Consider the following 17,870-nt stretch of genomic DNA (forward strand, 5'->3'; position numbering starts at 1 on the left):
CAAAGGTGGAGAATAAAAAGGTAAGTTAAGCAAGGAGACGATACCGCAGACGCTGGCCGAACACGCATTTACGGTATCAATTAAAAGTGTTATGCGGGGCCGAACTGTTCGTTGAGATAGCCAATAATTTGTTTTGATTCATACAGCCACTCTTCCCGGCCGTCGCTATGCTGAATTCGTAAACAGGGTACCTGCACTTTGCCGCCCCCCTGGATCAATTCTTCCCGGTACGGTGAGCCCTGTGCGGCGCTGCGCTTTTCAATGGGTACGCGTAGTTTATGAATGGCACGACGGGTTTTGACACAAAACGGACAGGCAAAAAAATGGTAAAGGGTCATACCCTGCGCTGCCTGATTAACCTTTTGCTGTACTTCTGGCGTACGCTTTACCCGGCTCCAGCGGGTTAATACATCCACAGATACAATGACCAGACCGAGCGCATTGCGAACAAGTTTTACAATCATTAACAGAAAGTCCTTGGGAGTAAAAAGGACGCAGTATAATCTTTTTGACGGTTAAGAAAAAACCATGTGACGAGAAAAAGCACGGATTAATCGTGTGAACAATTCATCAGTGTTCAGCCTGTGGCTAACATGGCGGTTCAGGCAAGTATGCACATTCAACTCCACCCGGCCTGCGATGTCGTTAAATTCATTACACGCATTCACCGGCGGTATTATGTCTTCCAATACATCGTCAATGAGCAAACAGGCATGCGCCAGCACAATTCTGCGTCCACCAGAGGCCGTTAACACCCGCTGCGCTGTGCCAACAATCTTCTGACCATTAATGTTCAGGTTATAGTCGCCATCACAATAGGCACCAGGAGTGGCATGAATGTCGGCCGTAATCTGCAGTTCGGCAAAAAAGTCGAGTAAACTATCACAAAGCTGCTGGTAAGCATTTTTGACCGAATAAGGCTGCTCTGAAGCAAGAGTGTACATATGAGCAATATTCAGCATGGCCGGGCTTTGTGGAACCGGCGAACCGCCTGAACGACGCTGCAGAATGTCCCAGCCCCGTTGAGCCAGCCACTGACGCAACGGCTCGGTTATCTGCCATTTTCTGCCTGCCGGTAAAACGATGGCCGGCGACGTACAGCGCCACAGCAATAACCCCTGCTCAAAGCGGTTATGCTGAATATGCTCCAGCAGTTCCTGCTCCTTTTGCATGGCCTGCGAACAGCTAGTGGCAGATAGCCTGACTAAACGGTACCGGGGTTTAATGCTCATTGGCCCAGAGCTCCTCGCTAATGGGTGTGTCAGGACACAGTATAAAAAACAGTCCTTTTCAGCACCATTTAATAATTAAGCAATTCTGCTTAACACAAAATAGTGAGACACACGAATGTACCTGATATTTACCAAAAATCACTCAATGAACCGGCACATGCCCAGCCCTAATTCATCCCCATTACGTATTGAAAAACCAAACCTGAGATAAAATGCTTCTTTACCTTTGGCTGCTAGTAAGCCCACCGTTGAGCCTGCAGAGCAGTTTGTATCCAGAAAGCCATTAACCGCCCGCATAATCAGTGCCCCTATGCCCTGTTTTTGATGGCGTGGATGTACGATGACATCTTGAAGATAAAAGTACATTGCCCCATCGCCAACAACTCTGCCACAGCCAACCAGTTTTTTATCATGATAAGCAGTTACCCAGAACAGTGAAGCATCGATGCTGGATTGCAGAACAGGCAAGGCGGGATTACACCAGCCCATAGCTAATCTTAACGATGCAAAGTCAGTCGCCGTTGGCGCAGCCTGTTTAATACATAATTGAGGGTCTGACATACGATTATACTGGTCTGAATACGCTGTTTTCTAATGGCACTTTCGGCATATCACTATTGCTTGAGCAAATTGCAGAAGTCTTTACATGCCAGAGGCTTGCTAAATAAGTAGCCCTGGGCTGACTGACATGCATTGTCCATCAGAAATGCCATCTGCTGCTGATTTTCCACGCCTTCAGCAATCACGCCAAGGTTAAGACTTCGCGCCATTCTGAGAATGGCAGTCACCAAGGCCCTGGCGTTTTCGCTGGTGTCAACGTCATGAATAAAACTTCGATCGATTTTAAGATTGTCGATGGGTAATTTTTGCAGATAGCTTAGCGAGCTGTAGCCGGTCCCAAAATCGTCAATCGACGTTGTTATCCCCAACTCCCTCACCCGGCTAAGCAGGCGCTTGGCTTTTTCGTAATTGTCTACCAGCACCCCCTCAGTGAGTTCGAGTTCAAAATGTGTTGGTGACAAGCTGTTTGAGGTCAGCGTTTCACTTACAAAGTCAAACAAGCCACGATCGCTGATTTGTCGCGGTGACAAGTTAACCGCTATTTTCAGGTTGGGGTTGTATTGCAAAATCAACTTCAGGATTTGCGCGGCTTCAGCAATCACCCATTTACCAATGGGCACTATCAGGCCAGTCTGTTCAGCAAGCGGTATAAACTGGTCTGGATTAACAATGGTACCATCGGACAAACGCCAACGAATAAGCGCTTCGGCCTTGGTGATTTTATTGGTGGTTAAATTGACTATTGGTTGCAGATACAGCTCGAACTGATGGTTCTCGACCGCAGAACGTAGTGAGTTATGTAACTCCAGGCGCCGCATGGCGGCGTCCTTTAGCGCTTTGGAATAAAACCGGATATGACTTTTATTATCTTTTTTCGCCTCAAACATAGCCAGGTCAGCAAATTTCATCAGATCTTCGGAATTAGAGGCATCTGAGGGAAAGTGTGCGGCCCCAACACCAATAGCCATTTGGACCTTGCCATCAACGTCGGTATAAAGTGGCTGCTGCATTACTTCAATCGCTTGTTCAGCAAATTGCTGACAAGCCTGTAAATTGTGATTACCTTTAAAAATCACACCAAACTCATTGCCACCAATACGCGCACAAATATCATCCGGGCCCAGCACGTTCTTTAACCGTTCGGCTAACTCAAATAACACCTGGTCACCTGCCTGATGTCCGTATAACTCGTTTACGTGCCGGAAGTTTCTGATATCCACGTATAAAATAAAAAACGGCTGGCTGATATCGATAAGCACTTCCAGGCTTTGCCAAAAACTCTGGCGATTAGGTAATCCCGTAACATTGTCGGTTAACACTAGTTTTTCGTTGCGCTGAGTCAGGTATTTCTCGCGGGTGATATCGCTGATAATAAACACCCAGTGAAGCACTTCCTGCTGCTCACTTTTCACCGGGAACATGGCAGTTTTCAGCCATTTACTGGTATAAGGAGGCTTAAACCAGAATAACTCACCATCCCAACGACGTTCAGTATGCACCAGTCGCTCGTGTTCGGCGCACTGGTGCTTAAACAAGGGCAAAATAATATCAAACGGGGTTTGTTTATCTTTGTCGGGATCTAACTCAAAAATATCAAAGGCCTTTGGATTTTGCGTCACGGCATTCAGCTTTGCGTCACAAACTACCACGGCAAAACTGGCCTCGGTTAAAGCGACATGCACCGGTTGATTTTCCCTTTGCAACGCGTCATTTTGTTGCAGCACACTTTCAAGACGTTGGTGCAGGTACTCGTATTCCGCCTGGATCTTGTCGTTGGAAAGCAGCAATTCCCTGGCTGACTGTAACGTTTTTTGCTGGCGCAGATATTCGGCGGCCATATTGTTTATAATCAAAAACGCATCGCCTTTGGCTATCGCTGCCACCGCTTCGAGCTGCAGCACCACTCCGCCGCAACTTTCACTCCAGATGCCAGACTTGATCTGTCCTTCATTACCTATTTGCCAGAACTCTTCGGCATCAATTAAAAAGTCACTCAAATAAGCGGATTCCCCGGTGATGGTGATATTGAAACCTTTCTGCGCTCCAATCGCTTCTGGCATTAACTTATAAAACCAGCTTTCGTTGCAATATAATAATGTAAACTGATGCGTTCCAGTCCGTTGTAAAACGGAGCAATCCATTATGCCAAGTGCCTGAATAAGTGACTTTTGCATCATTGGCCACCACAAGCTAATTGAGCCAACCCGACAAACATTTCTTCAATCTTCTCACCGGTTTTCGCACTGGTATGAAAGCACAAGGCAAATTGCTCAGCCAGGATACGAATATGATCTTCTGTGACCTCTTTGGCGGGATCTAAATCTGATTTATTTACGACCAGGATACCGGGAATGTCTGTTACTTTTCGGATATCGCTCAAAATATCCAGTCCATCAGTGAGGCTTTGCAGGCGGGTTTGGTCGGTAACAATTGCAAAGGCAGAGGCGCCGCGCAGATACTTAGGCTGAAAACCGCAGTAGCGGTCCACGCCTTCCAGATCCCAGATGATCAACTGTACGGTTTCGGTGTCGAGTTTAAGGACTTTTTTATCTATTTTAACGCCAATGGAGGTCAGGTACTTTTCTGCAAAAATACCTTCAATATATTGTTTTATCAGGCTTGTTTTACCAACGCCTGAGGCCCCCAACAGACAGATTTTTTTTTGCAACATAATAACGAAAATATCCTTTTTATCGCCTTGCTGAGTACTTTCTCTCCACCAGCATTTAACCGGCCAAAACCATTGATGCACAGCGTTTCGTCACTGGACGCGTAACTGCCTGATAGCGCACAAAGGCGATACCGCTCTATTGAGCGCTAATTGTGATTACGTTAAAGATCACTTTGCGCACGCCAGTACCCGAGGCCTTTAATTCTAGCACACCCAGACCGATTGCATATAAGTATGCAGGCTCCACGCCCTGAGTAATAAGATACTGCCGGACAGTCTGTGCTCGCTGCTCACTAAGTTGCTGATTAAACTGATTAGCTCCGGTAGTGTCACTCGCCCCCATCACAATCAAACTCACGTTTACGGATAATTGCTGCGCTAGCTCGATAGCCGATACCATCTGATCGGCCAACAGCGTTAGTTGCGCTCTGGCGCTGGCAGAAAGCGTGCTCGCACCTGACTCAAATGAGATTTCAGTTTGGTTTATTTTAGCAATGGCAGTCTGAAGTAACGCGCTGCGAACATCCCTGCTATCAGCTTCGCTGCCCACCAGCGGGCTCACTTCAATATCGCTAGTTAGCGCTTCAGCCTTGCCGAATCCGGATACCGCAACAAGTTCGCTGAACAAAGCACGATAGCGAGTAAGGCTTAACTCGCCGGATAACCTGCTCTCTGTATCCATGGCTTGTATTTTCACCGACGGGTAGCGCTTTATCACGCTGGCAATCCGCGCATTAACCATTTTCGGCTCGAGGGATAAAAATGGCTTTTCTGTAATGTCCACCCACTTCGACTCTATCTGAGCGCCATCCAGCCATTGCATTGGATCCTGAGCCAACGGGTCTCGCAGAATATCCAGTTGAATGGTGCGCCAGCCGGTTTTCTCAGCACGATTAACCACTATTCCCGGCTGTTCGCCAATGCGCATCACCCTTATTAAACGTTGCTGATGGTCATATGCATTTAAAATCAGAGCCCCTGCGGACAAACTCAGCACAGATAATAGCCCGATGGCCAGATACGGCGGCTTACGTGCTTTATCGTCGGCCTCATCACGGCTTTTGGCTACCAGACAGGATTGCAGTAACACGGTGGTAGCCTCAAAAGGCTTGGTATTACCGTTGAAACTGCTGGCATCTTCGGTAAACATCTGATGGATGGATTCATTGGTATCTTCAAGCCTTATGGATAACTCCTGCGGGATATTACCTTTAACAGCAGCGACCAGCATCATGCTCGGCCCGTGTTTGATCACTAGTGAAAAATCCGCCGTTTTTACCACCTGTAAATTTTGCTCTTCAGCGCCTTCTGGGCGATTGAAGGAGTCGGCAACAAAGTCATTAATGGCAGTGAGCATTGCTGACACAAGTTCGCCATTGGCACTATCGGCTTCGTTAAAATTCACCGAATTAAGCAATATGCCCGATTCGTTGTGGATAAGAAGCACTTGTTCCACCCTGTACACGAAAGTCTGACTGACCACATATTGCGAAAAACTTATATCAGCGCGCCAGGCCTGAAAACGCCACTTAAAGCTCTTCAGCGTCAGGCTGTTTTCCAGTATTTCATTGGTTTTCTCAATAAACTCCGCGAGAAACGCCGTGACGGACTTACGCACAAGGCGGCCGACTAAGGGGTAAAAGTATCCCACGAACTTTTCACTTTGCCCTTGTACTGACGACTCTACCGATTTATTCACCACCGGCGTTAAGATATGCATGAGTTCATCATCCTTGCGCTGGCGGTCGTGCAGGGCTTCTACTACGACTTCGCTCACCATTAGCCGGGCGTGCTCCCTCATTATCTGAGTAACCTGCTCACCATTCTCGCCTAATAATATTTTGCGCAGCCGCTCAAGTTCAGCTTGCTCTGTCTGCGACCCTGGCTTATCGGAATAGTCAGTCATCAGACAAACAGTTACTGTTGATCAGTTTCTAAATTGACGGCCATCGCAGCCAGCAGTTTTGCCAGAGTTTTACGGTCGGTTTTGGTTGAACTAAGTTCGCTGGTCACTTGCTCTATTTTGGTTAGTGCTTCAGTAAATTTTGCGTCGTATTTTCTGGTTAGCTCTGTAACCGCTTGCTCAAGCGCTTTATGCAACTCATCATTATCCTGCTTATGATTGGCCTCTGACATTTCAAGCTCAGAATACAGTTTATCGGTAACACCACTAAGCTCTGCGGTTTTGTCGTCATAACACTTATCGACCGCCAGCGTTTGTTCATGTGCTTCATCCAGGCCTTTTTGCAGCGTATCATTGAGTTTTTGGACCTCGCTGGCGATTAGCTCATTGGTTTGAGCAAAGCGGTCCACCATAGCCTTTTCCAACGCTGCAATTCTTACCTCAATATCCTGCTGTGCGTCGCCAAATAAAATTTGACGTAAGGTAGTCAGTTCGGATGAATCATCGGCTTGTACTTGTGTTGCTGCTTGTTGTGCTTTCTTACCCGACATAATTTTACTATTCCCTGCTAGTGACACCATAAGCCCGCCGTAACCACTCTGTAACGAGGCCGGACAGTGAACTGGTTAATACTTGATGTACCTTTCGCTTTGTCTTGCGTAAAGCTTTACAACTTTCTGAGAACTTAATTCAGACGGGTTCCGAAAAGCACCTGTTCCTCTGTTGGATAGTTTATGCTCAGTTTTTCTTTTTTTCCATATTGATCTTACATTTAGCCATGTCATGCAAACGATGTAAGATGAACGCATTATCGCGTTATTTTTGCGGGGTATGTTGATTACTCGGTAATTGTCACGTTTAGTCCGTATTCACGTATCTCAAACATGAGGAAAAGCAGAAGAGGGGGACTTGATAATCCCCTTTATATTTTACCTGTATAAAGTTTTGCTGCTGGACTGACAACAGCAGGCAATTAGGGCCGTAATAATCTGATTTAAAACTTAGCGCTGTGAGCTGCCAAAAAGGGTTTTCATCTGATTGGCCATTTCCACAAACTTCTCTTTAATGGTACGCTTAAGACCAATATCCACACCGCCCATTAAAACAAAGCCTTCCACGGTAATAGTGGGGGCCTGTCGATCGGCAATCGACGGCGCTTTATTATCAAGCCCCCCCATCAAACAAAAAGCTTTTGTCACTACATTCACATTTTCCGGCACTTTGATGTCGATACCGCCCATAACACACAGGACTTTAATGGTGACGTGGGGCGTAGTAAACACGGCATCGGTAAAGTCGATATCTGAGCCGCCCATGAAACTAAGCACGCGAATTTCCGCAGGGACTTTCCAGCGTCCCGAACGATCCGAACCGCCCATTATATTGATGACGGTTTCATTCTCAGGCACATCCCCGGCACTGTAATTAATATTGAGCTTTTTCTCTTTTTGGCGGGTGTAATCGTCGTCAACCTGCATGGTAAGATCGGCGGCCAACTCAGCAATTTCGTGATGATCCTGACTCGCCATGGCTTTATCCAGACGGCGTTCAAAGGCTTCGGCTGAAATTACGCCATGGCTGTAGTGATAAATCAGTTTATCGATCACTTCTTCCCTGACCTGTTCGATAGGACGGTCTTCAAGTTTAACCATGATGGTTGCTCCCTGTTTTATTCGGTACCATTTGATTTTCGAATATTGAAGCAAATGCCACACCAACTAACAAACTACTAATTTTCAATAAGTTAAAAAACAACTCCTACTGAGAGTACAAGATTATCGCTAAATACTGGTCAATTACACCGCTTTCTGGTGTAGCTGACAATCCACAGACATATCGGTAAGCCGGCAAATCTGCTACATTACTGTGCTTTACGCAGAACCCTTAACTCACAATAACGCTTATGTCATCTAATTGTTTACCTGCCCCTGCATTTCGCACTGTCCTTTTCACGTTACTGTTGGCTGTGACCGGCTGCACCAGCACAGTTGTTCCCAAACTCAATCAGGTAACCGCAGCCGAAGTAGAAACCTTTGATAAGATTGCGCCGGTGGTGTCAGAGCTGAACAACCAATACGGTGCCGAAAATGTGCTTGTCGTAGCCGACATTGATAATACCCTGCTGACCAGCGCGACTGATCTGGGCGGCGATATCTGGTACCAGTGGCAACGCGGTAAGCTGGCGGTAAAGCCAACGCCGGAACAACAAGTAAGCTGCCTGTTCGAAGACGCTATCAGCCTGCTTTACGAGCTGGCGCCCATGAATCTGACTGAAGCTCAGGTCCCTGATTTACTCAACCAGTGGCAGGCATCAGGAAATACCCTGCTGCTGTTAACCTCCCGTGGGCCTAAAAACCGTGCAGCAACAGAGCGCGAGCTATACCGCAACAACATTAACGTTGGCCGCGCAGCACTTTCGCCAACGGATAATCCCAACCCGGTGTATCGGCAAAAGCTTGAGCGGGAAATGAGTTACAGCCGTGGCCTGATGATGACCACCGGCATGAATAAAGGCACTATGCTTGAGTGGATACTAACCAACACCGCGCGCAAGTTTGACGCCATCGTGTTTATCGATGATTCGCAGCATAACATCGAAAACATGGAAAATGCCTGGCAGCAGCAAAATGTTGATATGCGGATATTTCACTACACCCATATTGAGGCAGAGCGCAAAAACCTGCAGGGGCAGGTATTAACTGAAGTGCAGGCCCATCGCATGGCCGATGATTACGCTAAATTAATCGCCACTTTAAATAGTATTTTCCCTGCCCGTCAAAACAATGGACAGTGTCTCGGTCAGTAGGCCTGAGACCAAAGACCCGGCAGTTCACCGGGTCTTGTACCGTTATTAGAGCCGCTGATTAATAGCGCCGCGATAAGCATCAATCGCAGGCAACAGGCTGCAAATCAGTGTTGCCAACAGTATCGCGCCAACCACCATTGCGGTATGCAGAGTTAGCAGATTTGCCGAAATAAACATACCGTAGTGGCTGGCTAACCACTCTTTAGCCACTGCAAACACCCCGGATACCAGCGCTACCGCGCTAACGCTTGCCGCCCCGGCCAACAGTAAGGCTTCAACCAGGATTAAGCGAAATATGGTGCCTGCTCCGGCACCAATGATCCGCAATACGGCAATTTCCTTTTCACGCTGCTGCATAGAGGCCAGCAGCATTGTGGATAGCCCGAACAAGGAGGACAGCATGATAAGGATACTGATAAAGCGCAACAGGTTTTCAACGCTGGACATCATCTGCCACATCTCTGTTAGCGCAACACCGGGTAAAATCGCCATAAGTCGGTCATCCGGGTAGTTATTCAGCTCCCGTTGTAAGGTAAAGGTGGCAAACTTGCTGGTAAGACCCACCATCACCGCCGTAATGCTATCCGGTGCAACGAGTGTGTTTGCCATGTTGTCTGGCTGTTCTAACACATTATCCAGCTGTGCATGCGGTAAATGCATAGCTTCAATCCCCTGCAATGAAACATGCACGGTTTTATCCACCGGCGTACCGGTTGGGGCCAGAATGCCGGTAATGGTAAACGGCGAATCATCGTGGTTCTGAAAACTCACCGCGCCAAGACCATGAGCAATGACAATGTTATCCCCGAGTTTGTAATTGAGTGCCTGTGCCACATCAGCCCCCAAGACCGCACCAAAAATCCCCTTAAAAGCCCCCCCCTGACTAAAGGTTAACGGCTGCTTGTTACCAAACTTATAGTGCTCAAAATACTGCTGGTTGGTGCCGAGTACTCGGTAGCCGTGATGGGCATCGCCTAACGAGATCGGAATCGCCCAGTTTACCTGCGGATGTTGTTGCAACATCTCATAGCTTGCATAACTGATATTATTGGTCGGGCTACCCATTCGAAATACCGTGTAGAGCATCAGATTTAACTGGCCACTTGGCGCACCTACGATGAGGTCGACATCCGATACTGTGCGGTTAAAACTCTCCTGTGCCTGTAATCGCACATGCTCAACACTCAGCAATACACTTACGCTGATTAGCAGCGACAAAAACGTGAGCGCCAGTGACTTACCTCGACTACGCAAACTACTCAGGGCAAAAGACATTAGCATGATGATGTCTCCGTTGGTGCGATAATTGAGCTGATTGCCACGCTGTTATCCAGGTACCTGCTCAGGCTCTGATCGTGACTCACAAAAATCAAGGTAGTGCGATGCTGCTCACACAAATCAGTTAACAACTTCATAAAAGCATCCCGCGCATCGGCATCAAGTGCCGATGTGGGTTCATCCACCAGCAGGATTTCCGGCTGATTAATTAATGCTCTGGCAATGGCCACTCGCTGTTGCTGCCCCACACTCAACTGACTGGCTTTTTTAGTTAACACCTCAACCGGCAGTTGCAATGCAAGAATTAGCGTTTTCAGTTGTTCTGTGTCGGGTTGTTCTCCTCCAGCGAAATGTGCCGCCAGCGTTATATTTTGAGCTACGCTAAGGTGACTCACCAGGTTAAACTGCTGAAACACCACACCAATATGACGGGCTCTGAATTTGTCTCGTTTGCCCTCACTCAGGGACGAGAACGGTTTTCCCAACAAACTTACCGTACCGCGGTCTGGCGTTATGATCCCCGCCAGTAAATTCAATAAGGTCGTTTTGCCTGAACCGGAGGGCCCGTACAAAAAGAGACGCTCTCCCTGCATCACCTGCCAATGAGGAAAGCTCAATCCGGAAGCACTTTTGGGATACTGGTAACTCACGTTGTCCAGGCTAATCGCCTGTTCTTGCATTATTTCTGGCACTGTCAATTTTCGCTATACCTTATTATTAGGTCCAGATTATACCCATAGAGGATGAATTAAAACGGTTGCTCATCTTACCGTACCGGCAAAGAAACGAGGGAGTACTTACGTAACCCCAAATAATGTTATAACATAACCAAAGCAAACAATAAAACGGACAGTTTTTTCTATGACGACAGCATACCTACCCGTTATCAGGCTTAACATTCAACAGCCCCTGCAACGCATTACAGCGCTTTTACTATTGGTTGCAATACTAAGCCTGCTTGTACCAGCGTCCAGTGAAGCAGCTCAGTACCGGGAAGTGGAATGGACGGAACTTATGCCGAAAGAAGATTTGGCAGCCCTGCTTGATCCCCCGGATTTTCTCAACGGCATCGAAGATGGCTCGCAGCAAGATTCCGTCTCGGCACTTAATCAGCGTGAAATTATCGATCAGAAAGCCAAGCGGTATCGAGAAGCGTTAAGCTCAACTCAACCCATCGCCGAGTTTGACCAGCAAGCCATCAGAATTCCTGGTTACATCGTGCCGTTGGCGCAAAATGAGGAGCGCAGGGTCACGTCGTTTTTTGTTGTTCCGTACTTTGGTGCCTGCCTGCATATGCCCCCACCGCCGCCAAATCAAATACTGTTTGTCAATTATAATGAAGGTATTGAATTACAACACCTGCAACAACCTTTCTGGTTTGAAGGCAAGCTCGAAATTGAGATAAACGAGCGTGATATCGGCACTTCTGCCTATACACTGCATATCGACAACTACCAACTTTACGAGTAAAACGCGATGAAAAAATCATTTCTTGTTTGTACTGTTATCAGCGCACTGTCTGCCTGTGCGTTTATGGCTTCGGCTTGTCAGATGCATGCTAATGGTTTTGGTGCATTTGCTGCTTATCACAACAATAACCGGTATGAAGCCATGATGAGCGAAACAGTGAGCTATCCAACGGTAACCCTCGCCAAAAAGGCCATAGTAAAAGTGGGCAGCCAGAGCACTCAAAATGTGAGTATCACCGTGCCACTAAGTTACTACAACGTGAGTTTAACCGTGCGCGGCAGTGACGATATTGAGCTGCTGTCAGCCAAGGATCTCAAGCTCAGTGCGGTATCTGATAGTTACGATTTATCATTTACCTCAACGAAACCCGGCACCCATGAGATAACCGTAACCCTCAATGCAATATATGAAGGGTCTGCTTTCAGCACTAAACAAACACTGGTTGTCGAGGCTGGATGAAGCGACCCGCCGCTTTTGCGTTTGTTGCTATCATCTTGGTTGGAGCAGGGCTCACTGGCGGGCTAACAGCACACCTATTTACTGCAGACAGTCTGAAATTTAACGCACTTTTTAGCGCTATAGACGGCCAGCCACTTTACACCACAACCAATATTTCATTACTCAAACAGGTTGAATCTGCTCAGTTCAATCCATTAGGTTGGGCTGATTTATTGCCACCAGAAGAACAGCGACTGATTAAAAAGTACCAGACAGCTTCTACCATCACCATGGAGGATCAGTTTTTAAATGCCATTGAGGCCTCACAGGATAAAGCCTACCAAAGCACAATGCACTCTGCAGCGCATGTAACTGACCTGGATGGCAATGCTGTAACGCTCAACGGCTTTATAGTTCCCCTTGAAGCCGATGACGAACGAAAAATCTTACGTTTTTTCCTGGTACCCTATTTTGGCGCCTGCCTGCATTTTCCACCGCCGGCCCCCAATCAAATGGTGTATGTAGTAAGTAAAGGCGGCTTTACGCTGGCTGATATTAACACTGCCTATTCGGTTTCAGGCATTCTGCACCATGGCATGTATGAGGACCCACTAGGTACCGCAGCCTATATAATGAAAGCGGTGACCATAACACAATTCAATGGCCAGCCCGACGACCTCAGAAACCATTAGAAATAAAGGGGTCAGAGTACATTAATAGCTCTATTAATGTACTCTGACCCCTTTATTTTCTTTATTTTTACATTGCATCAAGTGTCAGTAGCAGGCGGGATTCTTCCGTGTTCACCTGAGGTGAACAGTGCACCAGCGGGGTTTGTTCATTACCTTTCCAGATAGACCCCTTCAGCAGCGCAACCTCTCCCTTCTGTAGGGTATTGATATTGCCACTGTGACTATCGGGATCGCAAATCAGGCGGCCATGCTCGATAGCGATATGCTCATTGGCCAGCCATTGAGTGCCCGTGCCGTTGTACGTCATGACCAACCGGCAAGGAACCCGGTCAAAGTGGAATTTAGGACACATGGCACTGTTAAGGGTCCGCAGGCGCAGACCTACCAGTTCCGTATCAAACAAACAGCCAAACATATCCACCAGCACTGCGACATCTCCACTCAATGCTGCATCCCACTGGCTTAGCGCATAATTGGCCTGCAGCGCTCTTAGCGCAGAAGCAACTGGTATCTCTTCGGTAACATTCAGCGTTAATCCGTCGTTTAATCCCTGCTCAATCGCGAGCTGCAATGTTTCCGGTAGTGATCGCTGCCATACCACCATGTTAACGTGCGGCTCATAAATATCAGCCAATACATCGGTCTGCTTTCCAAACACCTGCTGACCCGCAGTAACATTGACATCGTGACTAAAAGAAAATGCAGTGCTCATACTCAGGCTTCCCAGGCTGGAAACGGATCGGGTAATAGATGCCATCCGGCGCGGCCCTGCACCAACATATCGTCATCCAGTAGGCAGTTATCCAGGGCTTTACGGATAGCCTGTTCATCCAGGTTCTGGCCGATAAATACCAGTTCCTGACGCATATCACCGAATGGTTCCTGCCACTGTTCCATAATCGACTGACGATACTCTTCATCTTCCGGCCAGTCTTTGGGATCCACCGCTTTCCAGAACAATCCGCCGTAGCCATAACGGGCAATGCCACCTGCCTGACTCCACTGCCCTGCATAAAAGGGGCGACTGGCCAGCCAGAAATAGCCTTTAGAACGCAGAAGTTTGCCGTAACCCCGTTCGTTATGCAGAAAATCATAAAAACGCTGGGGATAGAAAGGCCGCCTGGCGGTATAGGTAAAGCTACTAATTCCATATTCCTCGGTTTCAGGGATGTGCTCTCCGCGCATTTCCTTCAGCCAGCCCGGTGCCAGTTGCGCCTGCTCAAAATCAAACAAACCGGTACCCAGTACCGCTTTGATATCAATATTCCCCTGCGAAATGGGGATGACTCGGGCACGGGTGTTGAGCGTGGTTAAAACAGCCGTTAACCGGGTAATGGCTGCTGCATCCACCAAATCGGTTTTGCTGATCAGAATAACATCGGCAAATTCCACCTGGTCGATAAGCAAATCGGCTACGCTTCGCTCATCTTCTTCACCCAGAGACTCGCCGGCTTCCTGCAGATACTTTGCTTCGTCAAAATCTTTGCTGAAGTTTACCGCATCGACCACTGTTACCATGGTATCGAGTTTTGCTACATCAGCCAGTGTAACGCCGTCTTCATCTTCGAAGGTAAACGTCTCGGCGACCGGTAACGGCTCAGAAATGCCCGTGGATTCAATCACCAGGTAATCAAATTTACCACTATTGGCCAGCTCGCGTACCTCAACTAACAAATCTTCGCGCAACGTACAGCAAATACAGCCATTGCTCATCTCCACCAGCTTTTCTTCACTGCGGTTTAGACTGACTTCATTTTTGAGTACTGAAGCATCGATATTGATTTCACTCATATCATTCACAATCACCGCTACGCGCATTCCTTCACGATTGTTGAGGATATGACTCAGCACGGTGGTTTTACCGGCGCCCAAAAACCCTGAGAGCACCGTTACCGGTAAACGCTTTAAGTTGTTCATACGATTTCCCTGCTTGTAGTGTGAGTTCTCTGACTTAACTGATAGTTTCGTAAATGGGCGTAAGCGATGATTACCGAAGCCACGATGGTAGCACCGGTTTCACCAATTTCGCCGAGGTAATCGTGGCCATATAGCGCGGTCACGAAAAGAATGGCCAGGCCTGTTAAACCGCTGCCCAATACCGTATTTTGATGATGATGACGATAGCCCGCAGCCAACGCAGCAAGCCCCACTGGGAGCACAAAAAACAGGATCACCTGATGAAACAGCTCGTGACTGTCGATAAACAATGCGCCAAATGATGGCAGTATAATTAATAGCAATGGCGTCGCCAGGCAATGGATGACACATAGGGACGACAGCGCTATCGCCAGCTTGTCTCCCACAGTTTGAGTACGTCTCACTTCAGGACTCCTTAAAGGTTGTTGCTGTATTCGGGCCACAGTGTTCGCAAAGCCCGGGTACTTCTATTGAATGACTGGATAGCTGATAACCCAACCGGTGTATATGTGTTTGAATAGTTGCCGCTGCGCTTTTATCGAGAGTGAGTTTCTGTACCCCACAACATTGCTGGCAGGTAACATACAGACGAATCGAATTGCCGGTAATTTCTGCATCATCCTGAGCAAAAAACTTATTAACAGAATACAAATGGGCTACCAGACTAACGGATTTCAAGAACTCTAAAATCCGGTATACCGACATAGCATGAATCGGCTTTTCGACGGTTTCATTATATAGATCAACAATTTCGTAGGCTGATAATGGCTTTTGTGCTTTTATCAGAACATCCAGGACCCGCTGGCGTTTGGATGTTAATCCACTGTGCTTTTTGCACTGCCGATTGTGTTGCTGAATCGTATCTTTAAGCGCCATTGCCATTAAACCTACCAGGCCAGCTCGCGTTTTAGCGGGGAGATATCCGCCTGTCCCTGACCAGCGCTGACAATCCACTGCGCGTCGATTTCGCCTAATGAAGGCGCAATATCAAACAGGGTTACGGTGATACCGTTGAGTTTGCCATTACATTGCAACTGATAACGTAACCTCACATCAGCATGCTGTGTTTCATGCTCATCGTGATCTTCATGTTCATGGCTGTTGTGATGCTCATCCACCTCATGATGCCCGCCTTCAGGTAAATCTACATCTTGTCCAGCCACCTCACAGTCGCCACCACTGGTTGTAAACACGCTCCCGGGTACTGCCAGACTTTCTCTAACTTTGTGCAAACGCCCCCGGTCTTGCTCGCTGTGCGCGGCGTGCTCAAACCCCAGCACATTGGCGGCTGGCAGATTGAATTCTAACTGCCATTGTTGACCTTCCTGGGCAATCAGCAATTTACCATGGCCATGTACATGAGCCTGCCCGGCACTCAGCACAGATGGACTGCAAATGAGGTACAACGCCCCTAGCGCTGAGTACTTTAATAATTGTGAGCCAGCAAAGCTTTTCGTCATTTTATTCTTGCTCCCATTAAGATATATGTCCTCACCCCGTTAATATGAGGCAAGGACAACTCGCGTTTAGTGCTCTTCAGCAATGCCCAACCAGGTAATGGCTGCCGGTACGAATTCGAGCTCGATATCACCGGTGGTTTCGCCGCTTTCTAAATCGATCACCAATACATGCTGAGCGATAGGGTCGGCCACATAAACAACCGCGTCGTTCTGGGCGATGGTCATTGAGAAGGCACCGCCTTCAGGCATCAAAGATAAATCTTCATCGGAAATATCCAGGCGCTCTTCTAATTCCCAGTGCGTGTGGTCATCGTGTGCATGGGCTGATAACACCGACAGATATCCCAAATCATCCAGAATCAAAAAGTGCTCGCCGTCGTAAGAAAACCCATAAGACACCGGGTGAGCATCCGTTTCAGGTTCCCAGTCGATAACGTCCATTTCGCCATGTTCAGGGTCAATGGCCGCCAACACTGCAGCGCCAGCGCCGTGCTGTGAAGCGATACCAATAAAAGTTTCCACGTCGTGGTGCGCATAAACCGTGCCGATACGCATGCCGTTAAGCTCATCGATATTGTCGAGCTTGAGCGACTCGTACTCTTCGTCGTGGGCATGCAACACCAAAACTCCATCGCTACAGCCAAACACTGCGTGCTCATCATTTAAGGCGGCGCCATGTAAATCGGGGCAATCACCGGCAAACAATTGTTCTTGCTCGTACTCACCGTCGTGGAGGTGATAAATACCTACACTATCTGGCAAAACGGGGTTTGCCGATGCAGTTTCGCTGTCGTCGCGACGCACTGTGGCAATTAGCATGTCATCAACCGGCTTGGCCACCCCATGCATGCTCACGTTAAAAGTGAGCGTGTTAATTTCGGAGGATTCTGCGGCAATATCCATGTCGGTAACCACTTGTACAGAAGCGACCATACTACTGTCGGCATCACCATCAAAAAACACTGCAAGCTGTCCATCGTGGCCGTCAACGTGAGTAGGTCGGCTGCCAGTAAGGGTAAAATCAGAAAACGATGGGGCTTCTGCGTAGTCGTGCAGATGGTCAACGTGATCTTCACGCCACAGGCCACCATCGATAAACTCTATCAGGTCATTAGCACGGCTTGTTACCACGGCAAAGCGATAACTCGCCGAGTGCGTTAGCGAGCTGCCTTCATGCGTCACGCTAAAGGTATCCAGCAGACTGTTGTTGTCCAGATCAAAAACAGCCAGTGTATTTGAGTCGGCATCAGTCACTGATAAACGGCCAGCACTTTCTATCTCATACTCATCATGATCATGGCCTTCACCTTCGTCGTGGTCATGCTCTTCTTCAATCGGCGGGAGTTCAGTAATATTGGTTTCTGCATCACCGCAACCGGTGAGTATTACCGAGCTAATGGCTACAGCTAAAAACGTTAGTTTGCTTTGAGTGTTCATTTTAA

At 47.9% G+C, this 17,870-nt stretch carries 20 protein-coding genes; 4 read left to right on the forward strand and 16 right to left on the reverse strand.

The annotated features are described in order from the left end of the window. Nucleotides 1-89 precede the first annotated feature (89 nt). From AC2T0J_RS01635 to AC2T0J_RS01670, 8 genes are all read right to left on the reverse strand, one after another. The gene (locus AC2T0J_RS01635) at nucleotides 90-470 is read right to left on the reverse strand and encodes a glutathione S-transferase N-terminal domain-containing protein (protein WP_489810410.1); all 381 of its coding nucleotides are present in this window, start codon (nucleotides 468-470) and stop codon (nucleotides 90-92) included. Between the two features lie 45 nt (nucleotides 471-515). Next, the gene (locus tag AC2T0J_RS01640; RefSeq protein ID WP_489808470.1) at nucleotides 516-1,232 is read right to left on the reverse strand and encodes a lipoate--protein ligase family protein; all 717 of its coding nucleotides are present in this window, start codon (nucleotides 1,230-1,232) and stop codon (nucleotides 516-518) included. Between the two features lie 138 nt (nucleotides 1,233-1,370). Continuing rightward, nucleotides 1,371-1,793: a GNAT family N-acetyltransferase gene (locus tag AC2T0J_RS01645; RefSeq protein ID WP_489808471.1), complete on the reverse strand. Its 423-nt coding sequence runs from the start codon at nucleotides 1,791-1,793 to the stop codon at nucleotides 1,371-1,373. Nucleotides 1,794-1,846: 53 nt separating this feature from the next. Further along, on the reverse strand, nucleotides 1,847-3,853 hold the full coding sequence (locus AC2T0J_RS01650) for a putative bifunctional diguanylate cyclase/phosphodiesterase (protein ID WP_489808472.1): 2,007 nt from the start codon (nucleotides 3,851-3,853) through the stop codon (nucleotides 1,847-1,849). 113 nt (nucleotides 3,854-3,966) lie between these two features. After that, the gene (locus AC2T0J_RS01655; protein WP_489808473.1) at nucleotides 3,967-4,464 is read right to left on the reverse strand and encodes a Rab family GTPase; all 498 of its coding nucleotides are present in this window, start codon (nucleotides 4,462-4,464) and stop codon (nucleotides 3,967-3,969) included. A 136-nt stretch (nucleotides 4,465-4,600) separates the two neighbouring features. Further along, nucleotides 4,601-6,370 (reverse strand): OmpA family protein, encoded by a 1,770-nt coding sequence (locus AC2T0J_RS01660; protein WP_489808474.1) that lies wholly within the window; start codon nucleotides 6,368-6,370, stop codon nucleotides 4,601-4,603. Nucleotides 6,371-6,381: 11 nt separating this feature from the next. Then, nucleotides 6,382-6,948, reverse strand: coding sequence for a hypothetical protein (locus AC2T0J_RS01665; RefSeq protein ID WP_489808475.1), 567 nt, complete (start codon nucleotides 6,946-6,948; stop codon nucleotides 6,382-6,384). 420 nt (nucleotides 6,949-7,368) lie between these two features. Further along, the gene (locus tag AC2T0J_RS01670) at nucleotides 7,369-8,022 is read right to left on the reverse strand and encodes a DUF1707 SHOCT-like domain-containing protein (RefSeq protein ID WP_489810411.1); all 654 of its coding nucleotides are present in this window, start codon (nucleotides 8,020-8,022) and stop codon (nucleotides 7,369-7,371) included. 248 nt (nucleotides 8,023-8,270) lie between these two features. On the opposite strand from AC2T0J_RS01670, the gene AC2T0J_RS01675 reads away from it, so the two are divergent. Next, nucleotides 8,271-9,173 carry a DUF2608 domain-containing protein gene (locus AC2T0J_RS01675; protein WP_489808476.1) on the forward strand — a complete coding sequence of 301 codons (903 nt, stop codon included), beginning with the start codon at nucleotides 8,271-8,273 and terminating at the stop codon, nucleotides 9,171-9,173. Nucleotides 9,174-9,218: 45 nt separating this feature from the next. Here the strand turns inward: AC2T0J_RS01675 and AC2T0J_RS01680 are convergent, their stop codons facing one another. Then, nucleotides 9,219-10,454, reverse strand: coding sequence for an ABC transporter permease (locus AC2T0J_RS01680; RefSeq protein WP_489808477.1), 1,236 nt, complete (start codon nucleotides 10,452-10,454; stop codon nucleotides 9,219-9,221). After that, entirely contained in the window at nucleotides 10,448-11,143 is a 696-nt protein-coding gene (locus AC2T0J_RS01685; RefSeq protein ID WP_489810412.1) for an ABC transporter ATP-binding protein, read from the reverse strand. Before AC2T0J_RS01685 ends, AC2T0J_RS01680 begins: the two co-directional genes overlap by 7 nt. Before the next feature lie 169 nt (nucleotides 11,144-11,312). On the opposite strand from AC2T0J_RS01685, the gene AC2T0J_RS01690 reads away from it, so the two are divergent. From AC2T0J_RS01690 to AC2T0J_RS01700, 3 genes are read left to right on the forward strand one after another with little or no spacing between them, the layout of a single operon-like run. Beyond that, the gene (locus AC2T0J_RS01690; protein WP_489808478.1) at nucleotides 11,313-11,921 is read left to right on the forward strand and encodes a DUF3299 domain-containing protein; all 609 of its coding nucleotides are present in this window, start codon (nucleotides 11,313-11,315) and stop codon (nucleotides 11,919-11,921) included. A 6-nt stretch (nucleotides 11,922-11,927) separates the two neighbouring features. Next, nucleotides 11,928-12,380 carry a hypothetical protein gene (locus tag AC2T0J_RS01695; RefSeq protein ID WP_489808479.1) on the forward strand — a complete coding sequence of 151 codons (453 nt, stop codon included), beginning with the start codon at nucleotides 11,928-11,930 and terminating at the stop codon, nucleotides 12,378-12,380. Continuing rightward, nucleotides 12,377-13,051, forward strand: coding sequence for a DUF3299 domain-containing protein (locus AC2T0J_RS01700; RefSeq protein WP_489808480.1), 675 nt, complete (start codon nucleotides 12,377-12,379; stop codon nucleotides 13,049-13,051). The genes AC2T0J_RS01695 and AC2T0J_RS01700 overlap by 4 nt, the downstream gene beginning before the upstream one ends. Nucleotides 13,052-13,118: 67 nt before the next feature. Here the strand turns inward: AC2T0J_RS01700 and AC2T0J_RS01705 are convergent, their stop codons facing one another. From AC2T0J_RS01705 to AC2T0J_RS01730, 6 genes are all read right to left on the reverse strand, one after another. Continuing rightward, on the reverse strand, nucleotides 13,119-13,763 hold the full coding sequence (locus tag AC2T0J_RS01705) for a DUF1826 domain-containing protein (protein ID WP_489808481.1): 645 nt from the start codon (nucleotides 13,761-13,763) through the stop codon (nucleotides 13,119-13,121). Nucleotides 13,764-13,765: 2 nt separating this feature from the next. Then, nucleotides 13,766-14,968, reverse strand: a complete 1,203-nt coding sequence (zigA, locus tag AC2T0J_RS01710; RefSeq protein WP_489808482.1) for a zinc metallochaperone GTPase ZigA — start codon at nucleotides 14,966-14,968, stop codon at nucleotides 13,766-13,768. Continuing rightward, entirely contained in the window at nucleotides 14,965-15,372 is a 408-nt protein-coding gene (locus AC2T0J_RS01715) for a MerC domain-containing protein (RefSeq protein ID WP_489808483.1), read from the reverse strand. The genes zigA and AC2T0J_RS01715 overlap by 4 nt, the downstream gene beginning before the upstream one ends. 1 nt (nucleotide 15,373) lies before the next feature. Further along, nucleotides 15,374-15,850, reverse strand: coding sequence for a transcriptional repressor (locus tag AC2T0J_RS01720; RefSeq protein WP_489808484.1), 477 nt, complete (start codon nucleotides 15,848-15,850; stop codon nucleotides 15,374-15,376). Between the two features lie 5 nt (nucleotides 15,851-15,855). Beyond that, on the reverse strand, nucleotides 15,856-16,428 hold the full coding sequence (locus AC2T0J_RS01725; RefSeq protein ID WP_489808485.1) for a ZrgA family zinc uptake protein: 573 nt from the start codon (nucleotides 16,426-16,428) through the stop codon (nucleotides 15,856-15,858). Nucleotides 16,429-16,494: 66 nt separating this feature from the next. Next, nucleotides 16,495-17,865: a 5-methyltetrahydrofolate--homocysteine methyltransferase gene (locus tag AC2T0J_RS01730; RefSeq protein WP_489808486.1), complete on the reverse strand. Its 1,371-nt coding sequence runs from the start codon at nucleotides 17,863-17,865 to the stop codon at nucleotides 16,495-16,497. Nucleotides 17,866-17,870 lie beyond the last annotated feature (5 nt).

The organism is Alteromonas sp. ISO5, assembly GCF_058105165.1.

Coding starts and splice junctions, on each gene's coding strand:
- AC2T0J_RS01640 (WP_489808470.1), bottom strand. CDS start 1,232: ATGAGCATTAAACCCCGGTACCGTTTAGTCAGGCTATCTGCCACTAGC.
- AC2T0J_RS01645 (WP_489808471.1), bottom strand. CDS start 1,793: ATGTCAGACCCTCAATTATGTATTAAACAGGCTGCGCCAACGGCGACT.
- AC2T0J_RS01650 (WP_489808472.1), bottom strand. CDS start 3,853: ATGCCAGAAGCGATTGGAGCGCAGAAAGGTTTCAATATCACCATCACC.
- AC2T0J_RS01655 (WP_489808473.1), bottom strand. CDS start 4,464: ATGTTGCAAAAAAAAATCTGTCTGTTGGGGGCCTCAGGCGTTGGTAAA.
- AC2T0J_RS01660 (WP_489808474.1), bottom strand. CDS start 6,370: ATGACTGACTATTCCGATAAGCCAGGGTCGCAGACAGAGCAAGCTGAA.
- AC2T0J_RS01665 (WP_489808475.1), bottom strand. CDS start 6,948: ATGGTGTCACTAGCAGGGAATAGTAAAATTATGTCGGGTAAGAAAGCA.
- AC2T0J_RS01675 (WP_489808476.1), top strand. CDS start 8,271: ATGTCATCTAATTGTTTACCTGCCCCTGCATTTCGCACTGTCCTTTTC.
- AC2T0J_RS01680 (WP_489808477.1), bottom strand. CDS start 10,454: ATGCTAATGTCTTTTGCCCTGAGTAGTTTGCGTAGTCGAGGTAAGTCA.
- AC2T0J_RS01690 (WP_489808478.1), top strand. CDS start 11,313: ATGACGACAGCATACCTACCCGTTATCAGGCTTAACATTCAACAGCCC.
- AC2T0J_RS01695 (WP_489808479.1), top strand. CDS start 11,928: ATGAAAAAATCATTTCTTGTTTGTACTGTTATCAGCGCACTGTCTGCC.
- AC2T0J_RS01700 (WP_489808480.1), top strand. CDS start 12,377: ATGAAGCGACCCGCCGCTTTTGCGTTTGTTGCTATCATCTTGGTTGGA.
- AC2T0J_RS01705 (WP_489808481.1), bottom strand. CDS start 13,763: ATGAGCACTGCATTTTCTTTTAGTCACGATGTCAATGTTACTGCGGGT.
- zigA (WP_489808482.1), bottom strand. CDS start 14,968: ATGAACAACTTAAAGCGTTTACCGGTAACGGTGCTCTCAGGGTTTTTG.
- AC2T0J_RS01720 (WP_489808484.1), bottom strand. CDS start 15,850: ATGGCAATGGCGCTTAAAGATACGATTCAGCAACACAATCGGCAGTGC.
- AC2T0J_RS01725 (WP_489808485.1), bottom strand. CDS start 16,428: ATGACGAAAAGCTTTGCTGGCTCACAATTATTAAAGTACTCAGCGCTA.
- AC2T0J_RS01730 (WP_489808486.1), bottom strand. CDS start 17,865: ATGAACACTCAAAGCAAACTAACGTTTTTAGCTGTAGCCATTAGCTCG.